We start from the raw sequence: 13812 nt of genomic DNA, 5'->3' as shown, positions 1-13812 counted from the left end.
GCCGGCGATGGGGAGCGTGCGTCTGTGAACCGGGAAATTCCCGCGGAAAGCGCCAGAAATGGCGAAATTCCGAAGTTCCAAAAGCCACTCTTCGGAACGACGCCACCTTCCGCCCTGTCAGGTCTCGTTGTTCAGACCTTCCCTAAAGACAACGGGGGCAGTGCCGATACAGCAACCGTGACTCTGCCGAGAACGCCCATGTATTCACGTCCACTCATCCGTCTAGCCGCCCCTTTGGCTCTGACCTTGCTGTTTCCTTTCGCTGTCGGATTCGACTGGCCCGCTTCGGTGCGCTGGGCGATCCTGGCGACCATGACCCTCAGTTGGTTGGGTTTCGCTGCCTGGGTGACGTATTCCCAGTTCCGGCCTAATCCGGACCAGGCCCGCATCCTGCGCGAGCAGGATCAACTGCTCAACGAACTGCGCACGTTCGTCAGCAACGAAGTCGACGGATCGCGCTCGGAAGTCGAGCGTGCCCGCGAACTGATCCGCCAGGCCGTGTCCGGCCTGGGTGGCAGCTTCGAAGCGATGAATCGTAAATCGCGTCAGCAAAGCCAGGCACTGGCCCGCATCGTCGACCGTGCCGGTGACGACGGCAGTGCCGGCGTCGACGTCGCGCGCTTCGCCCAGCATGCCAGCTCCCGCATGGAGCAGTTGGTGGAAGCGCTGGAACAGGTGAGCGGCCAAAGCACCAACACCGTCCATCACATTGATGAGATGGCCCAGCACCTGGACGGCATCTTCGCGCTGCTGGAAGACGTCAAGTCGATCGCCGACCAGACCAACCTGCTGGCCTTGAACGCCGCCATCGAAGCAGCACGTGCCGGTGAAGCCGGTCGCGGCTTCGCGGTGGTCGCCGACGAGGTGCGCAACCTGTCCGAGCGCTCCACCACCTTCAACGAGCAGATCCGCAAGCTGGCGCACAGCTCCAAGGAATCGATCGCCAAGGTGCGTGAAACGGTCTCGCAGCTGGCCTCGCGCCACATGGACCGCTCCCGCGAGGCGCGCCACGAATCGGCCGCCATGCTGGAGAACGTCGCCCAGATCAACGCTTCGTTGGGCGATGGCATGCGCGAGATCTCCGAGTGCGCACGCTCGATCGATGGCAGCGTGGCCGAAGCGGTGCGTGCCCTGCAGTTCGAGGACATCGCCACGCAGACGCTGAGCGGCATCCACACCCACCTGGATCGCCTGACCGCGATCAACCGCGAAGCGGTGGCGCTGCAGGAACTGCTGCATCGCAATGGCGGCGTGTACGACAGCGACCTGGTCGCCGCGCTGGCCAAGGTGTCCAACCGCCTGCGCGACATGCGCGTGGAGTGGGAACGCCCGCCGCACAAGCCGGTGGCACAGCAAGGCATGGGTGCCGGCACGGTCGAGTTGTTCTAAGACCGATGTCGCCACGCAGCTGCTGATTCCGACATTCCCCGGCCCTCCGGGGATTTGTCGTTCCGTCACGACCTGGTGTTTCGCCCATGACACTTGTTGCCCCGAGCATCGATGCCCCTACCGCCGCACTGCAGGCCGCTGCGCTGGCAGCCGCACACGCCGAGCGCATCGCGCAAAGCGATGCCGCCAGGCCTGCACTGCGGCGTGTCCGCATGCCTGCCGCGCTGGAACGGCTGGAAAACAGCGCACGCGCGGAGCTGCTGGCCCTGATCAACCCGCGCCGTGTATGCAGCGAAGGAGAGCTGTTGTTCGCCACGGTGGCCTGGGATCTGGGCCTGGATGGTGCCGCGGTCAGCGGATCGGCGCGGTAAGCCCAGCGCCGTACAGCGGGGCGTGCCTCGGCAGGCGCTCCGCTGGTTGTTTCCACTGCCCGAGATCGACGTTTTTTGCACATGCATTGCCGCCAGGGTGCTTCCGCATCACCCCGTGCCGACTCGCAATACTCTGCGTACGCGGTACTGTTCGCGCGCAGCATCAGGGTGAGCTCTCCCCTGCCCGTCTGCTCAGCCATTCTTGTGACCGAACGTGCGCCTTGGGTCGCTACGCCTATCGGAAGCCTGTGCGAGGCAATCGCGCGTCCGCTACGTGGCGGCCCAACTCCCTCACGCTCTATTGCCGGGCAAACCCAACTACGTCCTTGTCGCCTGAGCACCCCAAGTCATTTCAGCAGTGGAAATCGACCCGTCAGTTGCGGCGATGCTGATGTGTCGCCTGGCTGCGGGATCCTTGCGCGCGCCTCATCGCAGGACAGATGCAACTACAGCCTGAAGAGCTTGCACGGCATCCATTCCGTTCGAGTTCCTGCAATGGCGGGCGGGCAATGACCATCGAGATGGTCGCTGCGCGATCTGCGAGTGCATCAATCTGTGCTCTTCACTTGCCAACCAGGCAAGTCCCGGGTGCGATGTCCTCCCCGAGTGCGGAAGCGTTGGACCGGCATGGAGGTCGCCATCGAACTTCAATCGATGGACCCGCAGCTTGTCCTGCGAGCAGTGAGGCATCGCGCCAACTTCGACGCTGGGACGTTGTGGTGGTCTTGCAGCTTACGTCAGCTTGAGCGTCGTTGATGCCGCCACAACGTCTGTGTGGACGCCCTCACAGGTTGCCCTGTGGCTGGCGAGGCGCGGCATGCCCGACCTAACAAGTGATCAGCGGCGTTCGAACGCCGCGACGGCCTGCCATCTCTGATGTCTTCAAGCCAGTGGGCAATACACACCGGCTACTCGTAAGACGGCTGCTGCGGCTTAAACCCACGCAATGCCGCACACTGGGTCAGTTGGCAATGACCAGACGCGCGCCCAACCGCATGCCGGCGTCGGCTTCGCGCAACCACTGCGCCATGTCGCGCGGCGAGAGCGGGCGGGAGTAGAAGTAACCCTGGATTTCGTCGCAGCCCTGCTGGCGCAGCAGCGCGTCTTCCTGCACGGTTTCCACGCCTTCTGCGACTACCTGCATGCCCAGGGCGTGGCCCAGATGGACGATGGCCTGGGTGACTTCGGCCGTATTGGCGTCGTCGAGCATGCCTTGCACGAAGCTGCGGTCGATCTTCAGGCGCTGCACCGGGAAGCGATTGAGGTAATGCAGGTTCGAGAACCCGGTGCCGAAGTCGTCCACCGCCAGCAGTACGCCGTTCTGTTCGAACAATTCGAAGCAGCGGCGCAGCGAATCCGAGTCGCGAATCAAGGCAGATTCGGTCAGCTCCAGTTCCAGGCGCGAAGGCGGCCAGCCATTGTCGCGGCAGATTTCCAGCACGCGCTCGGCAAAGCCGCGTTCACGCAATTGCACCGCAGACACATTCACCGCAACGCGGCTGAAATGCAGCCCGGCTCGATCCCAAACCACGGCCTGACGACACGCTTCGCCGATGACCCATTCGCCCAGACGCACGATCTCGCCGCATTCTTCGGCGATCGGGATGAATTCGACCGGGCTGCAGGGGCCGTGGCCAGGGCGATTCCAGCGCATCAGCGCTTCGATGGCCGGCGATGCATCGTCCACGGTGTTGACCAGCGGCTGGTAGACCAGCGTGAATTCTTCGCGCTCGAGCGCGCCTTGCAGCGCATGCTCCAGCTCCAGGCGGCGCTGCGCCCGCAGCAGCACGTCCTGGCTGTAGTAATGGTACGTATTGCGCCCCGATTCCTTGGCTGCATACATCGCCGCATCGGCGGCGCGCAGCAGGCTGTCGAAATCCGATAGCCCTTCGCCCTGCAGCGCGATGCCGATGCTGGCGCCGAGCTTGAGGGTGACATGCTCCTTGCGCAGCGGCTCGCCGAGCGCGGCAATCAATTTACGCGCCACGTGGCCGGCATCTTCGGGCTCGGACATATCGCGCAGCAGCACGATGAATTCGTCGTCGCTGAAGCGACCGAACAGGTCGCTATTGCGCAGATGTTGATGCAGGCGCGAGGAGGCCAGCTTGAGCAGGTTGTCGCCGGTGGCATGGCCAAACGAATCGTTGATGCTCTTGAAGCCATCCAGATCGATCAACAGCATTGCCAATGTCTGGCCGCGCTCGTTCGCTTCGCGAATGGCGTTTTCTGCCTGCTCGCGCAACAAGAAGCGGTTCGGCAAACCGGTCAAACGGTCGTAATGGGCCAGCAGCTCGATGCGCTCGTTGGCTTCGCGCTCGCGGGTGATATCGCGGAACAAGGCAACAAACCGCGGCGGCAAGCCCTCGCGACGATCCAGCTCGATCAGCACCTGGACCCAGACACGCTGGCCGGAGTTGCGATAGAAACACAGCTCCAGCTGCTCGGGCAGGCCGCCATCGGAGATACGCAGCAGCGCCGCCTCGAAAGCGTCGCGCGAATCCTGGGTGTACAGCGACAGCGCCTGCTCCAGGGTGATGGTTTCCTTGCGCAGGCCGTGGATGCGATAACACTCCTCGGTCCATTGCATGCGCCGGGTGTCGACCTCGATCTCGCAGCCGCCGATCTTGCCCAGCGCGGACACGCGATTGAGCAGTTCGGTGCGCCAACGGATCAGCGCGTCGGTCTGGCGTTGTTCGGTGACGTTCTGCAGCTGGCCAAGCACGCGCACCATGCTGCCGTCGCCATCGAACACCGGCTGTGCCCACACGCGCAGATGATGCGGGTTGGCACCAAGCAGGCCGTTGATTTCCAGTTCGAAATGCACCGGCATGCCTTCGTGCTTGATCTTGCGCCAGGCGCTGCGCAGTTGCGCGACCGAAGGCCCAGCCAGCAGGCGCAGGATGTCGCGGATGCCTTGCAGACGAACATGGGTTATGCCCAGTTGTTGCAGGAAATCCTGCGACACCCACAGGGCATCGTGATGCGAATCCCAGCTCCAGCTCCCCATGCTGGCGATGCGCTGGGCTTCTTCGAGCTGTGCCTGCTGATCGCGCAGCTGCTGCTCGAGCAATTTTTGATGGTGCACGTCGGTATGCGTGCCGACCATGCGCAATGGACGTCCGTCGGCGGTGCGCGATACCACGCGGCCGCGATCCAGGATCCAGCGCCACTGGCCGTCGTGCTGGCGCAGCCGGAATTCTGCCACATAGGTATCGGTGCGGCCTTCCAGATGCGCCTGCACCGCCGCGCTGACATGCGCGTGGTCTTCCGGATGAATCAGCCCGGACAAGGCAGTGAGATTGTTCGGCAGCGGCTGCTCGGAATAACCGAGCATGCGTGTCCAGCGCTCGGAGCGATACACCACATCGGCCGGAATATCCCAATCCCACAAGCCGTGGTCGGCGCTGTCCAGGCCTATCTCCCAGCGACTGGTGCCATCGGCACCCTTCGGTTCTGGAATGCTCAGGGTGAATGCCATGATCTGGCCCTGCTCGTCGCAGACCGCGCGCAGCCAGCCCTCCAGTCGCCCGCCGCCGCTGCCCGGCAACACGCAGGGCGCCATGCCCCCGCTGTCAGCCAGCTGGGCACGGCTGCTTTCCAACACATCGGCGTATGCGCCAAGGGTTGCCGGCAATCCGAGGGATTGCGCAACGCGGTTGGCCGCCAGAGGCTGGCCATGCGCATCCAACAACACCACCGCCGAGGTCAGCGGGTGCTGCAGCATGCTTGCAATGACGCCTGAGTCCACTCTGGAACACTCCGAAGAATCGACCCCGGCCTTCGGAGTCGCAATGGATAACGGCCGTGCCGGCGAATAGTTGAGCCACCTGTTGCGAGCGGGACCGAACCGGCCCGAGTTACGGCTAAGATGGCCGCATCGCCAGCACTCAAGGTCGTCCGCGGATCCATGCAACAGCCCGTCGCCGCGCCCGCATTTTCGTCAGCCCCCGTCTCCTGTCTTCGTCTCGCCGAGCGCCTGCAGCAAGGCCTGTGGACCCTGACCGGCCTGTATCTGCTGGTTGGCGTGATCTGGCTGCTGCTGGGCAACCGGTTGCTCAACCTGGCCGGCGCCGCCATGCCGGAGCGCTGGTCTGACGCGAGCTTTCTGGTGCTGTCCAGCATCGTCATCCACCTGGTGCTGCGCCGCTTCACGGGCTTGATCGTGGACGAGTACGCCCAGCTGGCGCAGTCCGAAGCGTTGCTGCAAGCCAAGTTCATGGCGCTGCCCAGCCCGGCCTTCATTTACGACCTGGCCACCATGCGCATCCTCGACGCCAATCCGGCGGCGCTGGAATTCTTCGGCTGGGAGCGCGACGAGTTCCTGCAGCAGACGCTGCAGGCGATCTGGCCCAATGCCGATGGCGAGCGGCTGGAAGAGATCATTGCGCAGATCCGCGGCAAGGGAGATGCCACCTGCGTGTTGAACGAAGACCTGATGACGCGCAGCGGCACGCGACATGTCGAGGTGCGCAGCAACCAGCTGCATCTGGCCAGCGGCCCTGCCCGCCTGGTCGTCACTGTTGACCGCAGCGAAGAGCGCCAGGCGCAAGATCTGCGCGACGAGGCACTCAGACGTCTGGAAGAGGCGCAGAGCATTGCGCGGCTGGGCTCCTGGCAACTGGACCGCACCACCGGTCTGGGGCGCTATTCGCCAGCGGTCTACCGCCTGCTGGGGCGCAGCGTACCGATGCATCGTCGCGAGCATCGGCTGGAAGAATTGCTGACCGCCTCCGACAGCGCGACCCAGGCGCGCATCGAACGCATGATCGAAGACATGTGTACCGGTGGCGAGGTGCAGATCGATGTGCTGCTGCCGCTGACCGGTGGAGATTCGCAACCGCGCACGGTGCATCTGCGTGCCGAAAGCGTGACCAGCCCCAGCGGCGTGCGCCATGTGCACGGCACCTTGCAGGATGTGAGCGAACGCGAGCAATCGCGCCGGCTGCTGCGCGAACGCGAGGAGCAATTTCGCGAACTGGTGCGCGTGCTGCCCGACGGTGTGCTGATTCTCGCCGACGAGCATGTGATGTACGCCAACGCGGCCGGCTCGGCCCAGTTCGGCTTTCAGGGCGAAACCATCCTGGGCGAACCGCTGCAGACCCTGGTGGGCGACAACGACCTGCCGGTGGTGCGCGAATACCTGCGCGCAGGCAGCGATCGCAATGAGCCGGTGTCCAGCGCACGCGCGATGCGTCGTCGCGACGGCAGCACCTTCTACGCAGGCCTGTCGGCCGGCGACATCCGCTATGGCGGACGCAGCTGCAAGTTGCTGGTGGTGCGCGATCTGAGCGAACCCGAGCGCATGCGCGATGCCCTGGCCGAGAGCAATGTCGAGCTGCAGGCGATGGCCAAACGTCTGTTTTCGTTACAGGAAGATGAGCGGCGTGCCATCTCGCGCGACCTGCATGACGACATCGGACAAGCGATCACCGCGATGAAGTTGTCCGCGCATGCAGCCCTGGATGAGCCGGATGCGGACGCGCGCCGCGAGGACTTGCTGGAAGTGGTGTCGCTGGCCGATACCACGGTGACCAAGCTGCGCAATCTGTCGATGCTGTTGCGCCCGCCACAACTCGATGCCCTGGGCCTGGAGGCAGCGCTGCGCTGGCAGGCGTCGATGCTGTTCCGCGCCTCGCAAGTCCGGCTGGAGCTGGATATTCAGGCGCTCGACGAACGGCCGGGCAACGAGATCGAACAGGCCTGCTTCCGGATCGCGCAGGAAAGCCTGACCAACGCGTTGCGACACGCCTGCGCCGGCGAAGTGCACCTGCGTCTGCATTCGATCGACGGCGACAGTTTCCGCCTGGAAGTCAGCGATGACGGCGATGGCTTCGAGCCGGAGGGTCCGCGTGGGCTGGGGCTGATCGTGATGCGTGAGCGTGCGCAAACCGTCGGCGGCACGCTCGCGATAGAATCAGCCCCCGGAGCAGGCACGCGCGTGACGTTGCGCCTGCCCTATCACCCGGTCGGCGAGTCCGTCCACGACGATGGTGGACGTTGAGTCATGTGGAGCCCCGTAATCCCGCCCGGACTGGAAATCGTCAAGCCCACCCGGCTTGGCGCGGGCAATCCCGAATTGCTGCACCTGGTGGATGCGGCCGCGTCCGGCGGCCCGCCGCTGATGATCTTCCACGTCGACATCGATCACTTCGCCTCGATCAACGAGAACATGAGTGGCGAGGTCGGCGACCAGGCGCTGACGTTGGCAGCGCGCAGGCTGCAGGAATTTCTAGGCACGCGCGGCAAGCTGTGGCGCCACGGCAGCGATGAAATGGTGGTTGTGGCGGTGCGCCGCGAAGACACGCCATTGCCGGAAGATTTTGCCGAAGAAATCCGCCAGCAACTGGAACTGCCGCTGTCGGTGCTGCCGTACACCTTGTTCATGACCGGCAAGGTCGGCATCAGCCTGTGTCCGGAACATTCCACCTCCTTGTCCACGCTGCTGGATTACGCCGAAGAAGCCAGCTACCAGGCCGCGCGCGAAGGCGGCAACACGGTGCGGCTGTACACGCGCAACTCGGCCACCAACGCGCATAGCGAAAGCATCATTGCGCGGCAGATCGTCGATGCGATTCCGCACGGCGAGTTGCGCCTGCGCTACCAACCGCTGGTGAGTGCGCGCGACGGCCGGATCGTCGGCATGGAAGCGCTGCTGCGCTGGCAATCGCCCACCCTGGGCATGCTGGTGCCCGAACGCTTCATGCGCACCGCCGAGCGCCTGGGCGTGATCGTGCAGATCGGCGAATGGGTACTGCAGAACGCGGTGCGCCAGGCGCGGCTGTGGCGCGACCAGGGTTTCGACGATTTCAGCATCGCAGTGAATGTTTCCACGCTGCAGTTGCTGCGCCCGGGCTTCTTCAACGAAGTGATGGCGATGCTGCAGACCGCCGGTGTACCGGCGCAGTTCGTCACGCTGGAGATCAACGAAAGCGCGTTGACCAACAACGTCAACTTCGTCCACGAGACGATGGCCAACCTGCGCAACGAAGGCATCAGCCTGAGCCTGGACAACTTCGGCACCGGCGATTCCAGCCTGAGCGCGCTGGTGCGCTACCCGGTGGACCGGCTCAAGATCGACCGCAGCTTCATCAAGAGCGCACCGGCTGGCAGCCGCGAGGCGGCGATCGCGCGCGCCATCATCGCCATGGGCCACCAGCTGGGCATGACCGTCATTGCCAATGGCGTTGAATCGCAGGCGCAGCTGGGCTTTTTGCGCCGTAACGATTGCGACATCTTCCAGGGCTACCTGTTCGGCGAGCCGATGTCGGCCGAGTCGGCGGGCATGGCACTACGCCGACGCTACCTGCGCCCGGAATCGTTCGCCGAAAGCCGCCCCGACCGCACGCTGTTGCTGCTGGACGATGAAGAAAACGTGCTGCGCTCGCTGGTGCGCCTGTTCCGCCGCGACGGTTACCGGATTCTGGCGGCCGGCAACGTGCGCGACGCCTTCGACCTGCTGGCCACCAACGACGTACAGGTGATCCTGTCCGACCAGCGCATGAGCGACATGAGCGGCACCGAGTTCCTGGGACGGGTCAAGATGCTCTACCCCGACACGGTGCGCCTGGTGCTCTCCGGCTACACCGACCTGGCCACCGTCACCGAGGCCATCAACCGCGGGGCGATTTACCGTTTCCTGACCAAGCCCTGGAACGACGACGAACTGCGCGAACATATTCGCCAGGCGTTCCGCACGCATGATGAGTTGCGGAACGGCCGGGAATAGGGAATCGGGAGTGGGAATCGGTAGAGCAGACCTCCGCGTGTTGTTGCTTCTCAGACACGCAGCCAGATCAAGCGAGCGAAAAGCTACCTTACCGATTCCCGATTCCCGATTCCCAACTCCCCATTCCCAGCGCGTCAGCGCTACCGCGGCTGCCGGATCGGTAGCGTGATCCTGAAACTGGCGCCCTGCCCGGGCGTGCTTTCCACGTCGATGCGGCCGTGGTGCTTGTTGATGATGCCGTAGGAAATCGACAGGCCCAGGCCGGTGCCGCTGCCGACCGGCTTGGTGGTGAAGAAGGGGTCGAAGATGCGCTGCAGCAGATCCGGGGCGATGCCGGCGCCGCTGTCCTGGAACTGGATCCAGACGTTTTCCGCTTCATCGCGACCGGTAGTCACGGTAATCGTGCCGCGCTCGACGATGGCCTGGCCGGCGTTGAGCAGCATGTTCATGTAGACCTGGTTGAGCTCGGATGGCAGGCACTCCACCAGCGGCAGCTCGGCATAATTGCGCTCCAGCGTGACCTTGTACTTGAGCTCGTTCCAGATGATGTTGATGGTGGATTCGAGGCCCGCATGCAGGTCGACCATCTTCCACGACTCGGACCGGTCCGAGTACGAGAAGTCCTTGAGGTCGCGCACGATGCGGGTCACCCGCTCGATGCCTTCGCGCGATTCGGCCATCAATTGCGGCAGATCGCGACTGATGAAGTCGATGTCGGCGCGGTTGCGGATCTCGTCGATTTCCGGAATCAGCGCCTTGGGGTCCGGCGCCTGCAGCGCACGCTCGTAGGCTTCAATCAGGGTGAACAAGCTGCGCAGATATTCCTGCAGGCTGCCCAAATTGGAGTGCACATAACCGATCGGATTATTGATTTCGTGCGCCACGCCTGCGGCCAACTGGCCGATCGAAGCCATTTTTTCCGATTGCAGCAATTTGTCCTGCGCACCGTTCAAGCGCAGATAGGCCTGGCGTAATTCGGCGTGGCGCTGTTGCAGCTCGCGCTCGTAATCCTGCTGGCCTTCGATGTTGTGGAACAGCGCCAGAAAATGCCCGGGCCCGTACTCTTCGTTGTAATACAGGTGCGCAATGACCACCCGGTCGGCGACCGGCAGGCTGCCGGTCCAGCTGCCCTTGCTGCGCGCTTGATTGAGTGCGTCCGATGGCAATACCTGCGAGATGCGTTCGCCCAGATTGCGATCGTCGGTGGGGTCTTCATTGCACAGGCTCTGGCGTGCGATGGCATTGGCCAGAATCAGCTTTCCGTCTGCGCGGAACAGCAGCAGCCCCTCCATCATCTGGTCGCCGAAGGCGCGCAGGATATCTGGGGACGGCAATAAGGCTTGATTGAGAAAAAACTTGGCGGTCACGGGAGCAGGCGGCGTAGAGGATGCCTCAATATACGCCGAACCATTTACGCTCCGTATTGTCGTTTTGCATTAGCCGGCGGCGCGTCGCAGAGCGAACGACACCTGCCTGCTCGCCTAAGCCTGCCGCACCATCTGCCACCGGGTGTACTGCAAAACAGCGTGCAACTCAGGCCACCGCCAACGAACGCCCGCCGCGCAGTACGCTCGATTGCCCCTTGGCATCGTAGGACGGCGCACTTTCGGTGCGGCCCAGGTGGCGCAGCGCCCAGTTCACTTCGCGGCGCCGGCGTGCCAACAGCGCACCATTGGCGCGATTGGCTTCGGCCAACTCACGCAGCCGCTCTTCTTCGCCTGCAGGCATCGCCGCTTCCAGCGCTTGCAGCGCCGACAGCTTGTCCTGCGTGTGTCGCATCAGCCCGTCGATGTCGTTCTCGAGTAATGCCTGGCGTTCGCCGGCCAGCGCATCGCTGAGACGTTGCAGGAACTCGTTCACGTTCATCCTTTCAGTCGGGGATCAACCCGCCAGTTGCTGATTCAGATCCATCATGCGGCTGGCGATGGCGTCCGGGTTGATGGAATAGCTGCCGTTCTGCAATGCATCCTTCACCGCCTGCACGCGACCGGTGTCGATCGCCGAAGACTGCGAAAGCTCGCGCTGCAGGTTCTGCAGGTTGGTGGCTTCGCCGGTCAACTTGACGCTGTCGGTCGGCGGGGTTGCGGCAACCGGGGACGCGCGATCTTCGCCGACCGAAGCGATCTTGCTGCTGGTGGCCGTGGTGCGAAGGGTGGCAGCGGTCGGTAGATTGCCTTCGATTTTCTGGGTCATGTCAGGAACTCCTCTACAGGTCGTAGGGGATAACGGCACCCAGAAAAAAAACTTTATAGAAATTTTTTACCTGGAGACCACAACGGTTCCGCTCGCTTCAACGATGCCCTGCACCACCCGGCGCGAGGACGAATTTTCCACCGACACGCGCTCGTTTTCGCCAGCGTCCGACAGGGCGCGACCACTCATGCGCACCTCCAGCCCACCATTGCGCGAGACCAGCGGCACGGTGTCGCCGCGCCGGACCAGCCGCTGCGTCACCAGATCGTTGGCCGAGAGCAGCGAGCCGGCCGGAAGGATGCGGCGGGCGGTCTTGCCTACTGCAGCGGCCGGGTCGGCCAGCACCGCGCCGACAATGCGCGCGGCGTCACGCTTCTCGATACTGATATCGGCCAGCGAGATGGTTTCTCCAGCGCTGATGCCACGGCGCAAGACCAGCACGTCCTGGTTGCGACGCACCTTCAATGGCACGAACAAGCGCCAGCCGGCCGGCTGCGGGCAGGCCACTTCCACCGTATTGGTGCCGGTGGGCTGCGCCTGCAGCGCGACCGGGCAAGCCGGCATGCGCAGGCCCGGATCGAGCGTGGCCTCGGCTTCGGCGTCCGGGCCAACGGTCGCCAGCGCAGCAGCACGGATGGAATCGACAGACTGATAGCTCTGGGCCCAGGCCGGAGCGGCAGCCAACAAGATGACAAGCAGGAGCAGGCGCATGGGACCGGATCCGGAGGAAGACGGGACAGGCGTTGCAAGCGGCGTGCCTGTTTTTGCCGGGATTGGGGATTCGGGATTGGGGATTCGTAAAAGCGGCCTTGTGGGCGATTCATTTATCCGCTGCCGAAGCCCCTTCAGCGACCGGATCTCTCCGACAACCATCACCGAAGCCCTCAAGGATGCAGAAGCAGCAGCGGCAGACAAAATCGCTCATGCACGCTTTTGAGCGAATCCCTAATCCCAAATCACCTCATCCCGGGGCTTGAGCGAATCCCTAACCCCCAATCCCGGCGCTTGAGCGAATCCCAAATCACCAATCCCGACAGCGCCGCGACCAACCATAAAGCCCTCAAGTTTCCCGAGGGCGCTGTCGATATCTGCCCCATGACCCACGATCTGCTCAACCGCATCGACCAGCGCACCCGACTGGCTGGCCACAATCGACTGGCCCTGCTGCTGTTCCGGCTGGGCGGACGCCAGCTTTTTGGCGTCAACGTCTTCAAGGTGCAGGAAGTGCTGCGCCGGCCGGAACTGTTCCAGGTGCCTGGCTTGCCGACCGAGTTCGCCGGCGTGGCCGACGTGCGCGGGCGCTCGGTGCCGGTGCTGGATCTGGGCCTGGCCATCGGCCACCCGGAACGCGACTCGCATTCGGAAAACGGTCCCGGCTATCTGGTCGTTGCCGAGTTCAACCGCTCGGTCCAGGGCTTCCTGGTCAGCGGCGTGGAGCGCATCGTCAATATCGCGGTGGAAGATATCCACCCGCCGCCGGAACTGGGCGCCGAAGCCACTTATTTGACGGCGGTGACGCGCTTCCAGGGCGAACTGATCCAGGTCATCGACGTGGAGAGCGTGCTGGCCGATATCGCCAAGGTCAGCAAGGACGTGCAACTGGATCCCTCGCTGCAGCTGGTGGCCTACGACCGCCAGTTCCAGGTGCTGGTGGTCGACGATTCGCGGGTGGCGCGCCAGCAGATCCGCAGCGTGCTCGACCAGTTGGGTGTTTCGGCGACCCTGCTGTCGGACGGCCGCCAAGCGCTGGACCACCTGCTGCAAGTGGCTGCCTCGGGCGAAAACCCGGCCGACCGCTACGCCATGGTGATCTCCGACATCGAGATGCCGGCAATGGACGGCTACACGCTGACGACGGAAATCCGGCGCACCCCGGGCCTGCAAGGCCTGTATGTGCTGTTGCACACTTCCTTGTCGGGCGTGTTCAACAACGCCATGGTCGAGCAGGTGGGCGCGAACGCCTTCGTGGCCAAGTACAGCGCCCATGAACTGGCCGACTATGTGCTGGCCCGCCTGAAAGTGGTCGCCGAAGCGGCCTGAGCACACTGCTGGGCCGTGCAGTCGCTGAGCCGCGGGCGGACATCTCCCGCGCCTGTTCCCCCGCACAAAGGCGCCTGGCCCGTTCAACCGCCG

Annotated in this window: 11 protein-coding genes; 6 read left to right on the top strand and 5 right to left on the bottom strand. The window is 63.9% G+C overall.

Annotated features, from left to right (window positions below; genetic code table 11):
• Positions 1-198 precede the first annotated feature (198 nt).
• Positions 199-1389, top strand: coding sequence for a methyl-accepting chemotaxis protein (locus J7367_RS19860; RefSeq protein WP_005914458.1), 1191 nt, complete (start codon positions 199-201; stop codon positions 1387-1389).
• A gap of 86 nt (positions 1390-1475) precedes the next feature.
• The gene (locus J7367_RS19855) at positions 1476-1760 is read left to right on the top strand and encodes a hypothetical protein (protein WP_017158325.1); all 285 of its coding nucleotides are present in this window, start codon (positions 1476-1478) and stop codon (positions 1758-1760) included.
• 961 nt (positions 1761-2721) lie between these two features.
• On the opposite strand, the gene J7367_RS19850 is transcribed toward J7367_RS19855, so the two are convergent.
• Positions 2722-5508 carry an EAL domain-containing protein gene (locus tag J7367_RS19850; RefSeq protein WP_176214981.1) on the bottom strand — a complete coding sequence of 929 codons (2787 nt, stop codon included), beginning with the start codon at positions 5506-5508 and terminating at the stop codon, positions 2722-2724.
• A 120-nt stretch (positions 5509-5628) separates the two neighbouring features.
• Here J7367_RS19850 and J7367_RS19845 point away from each other — a divergent pair, with 120 nt between their 5' ends.
• A complete protein-coding gene (locus J7367_RS19845) occupies positions 5629-7761 on the top strand; it encodes a PAS domain S-box protein (protein ID WP_007964286.1) in 2133 nt (710 codons plus the stop codon).
• Positions 7762-7764: 3 nt separating this feature from the next.
• On the top strand, positions 7765-9486 hold the full coding sequence (locus J7367_RS19840; protein WP_007964288.1) for an EAL domain-containing protein: 1722 nt from the start codon (positions 7765-7767) through the stop codon (positions 9484-9486).
• 140 nt (positions 9487-9626) lie between these two features.
• On the opposite strand, the gene J7367_RS19835 is transcribed toward J7367_RS19840, so the two are convergent.
• The 4 genes from J7367_RS19835 to flgA form a co-directional block, all read right to left on the bottom strand.
• Positions 9627-10853: an ATP-binding protein gene (locus J7367_RS19835; RefSeq protein WP_057659498.1), complete on the bottom strand. Its 1227-nt coding sequence runs from the start codon at positions 10851-10853 to the stop codon at positions 9627-9629.
• Between the two features lie 166 nt (positions 10854-11019).
• Positions 11020-11352, bottom strand: coding sequence for a flagella protein (locus tag J7367_RS19830; protein ID WP_003482942.1), 333 nt, complete (start codon positions 11350-11352; stop codon positions 11020-11022).
• A 15-nt stretch (positions 11353-11367) separates the two neighbouring features.
• The gene (gene flgM, locus J7367_RS19825; RefSeq protein WP_057659499.1) at positions 11368-11679 is read right to left on the bottom strand and encodes a flagellar biosynthesis anti-sigma factor FlgM; all 312 of its coding nucleotides are present in this window, start codon (positions 11677-11679) and stop codon (positions 11368-11370) included.
• 66 nt (positions 11680-11745) lie between these two features.
• Positions 11746-12390 (bottom strand): flagellar basal body P-ring formation chaperone FlgA, encoded by a 645-nt coding sequence (gene flgA / locus J7367_RS19820; protein WP_057659501.1) that lies wholly within the window; start codon positions 12388-12390, stop codon positions 11746-11748.
• Between flgA and J7367_RS19815 the strand changes: the two genes are divergently transcribed.
• Entirely contained in the window at positions 12389-12616 is a 228-nt protein-coding gene (locus J7367_RS19815; RefSeq protein WP_123768318.1) for a hypothetical protein, read from the top strand. The genes flgA and J7367_RS19815 overlap by 2 nt on opposite strands.
• 158 nt (positions 12617-12774) lie before the next feature.
• Positions 12775-13719 carry a chemotaxis protein CheV gene (locus J7367_RS19810; RefSeq protein WP_003482947.1) on the top strand — a complete coding sequence of 315 codons (945 nt, stop codon included), beginning with the start codon at positions 12775-12777 and terminating at the stop codon, positions 13717-13719.
• The last annotated feature ends 93 nt before the right edge of the window (positions 13720-13812 follow it).

Source organism: Xanthomonas sp. D-36-1 (assembly GCF_017746155.1).
Taxonomy (GTDB): domain Bacteria; phylum Pseudomonadota; class Gammaproteobacteria; order Xanthomonadales; family Xanthomonadaceae; genus Xanthomonas; species Xanthomonas cissicola.
The sequence above is the reverse complement of the archived record's forward strand: the minus strand, read 5'-3'. Positions and strand labels throughout refer to the sequence as shown.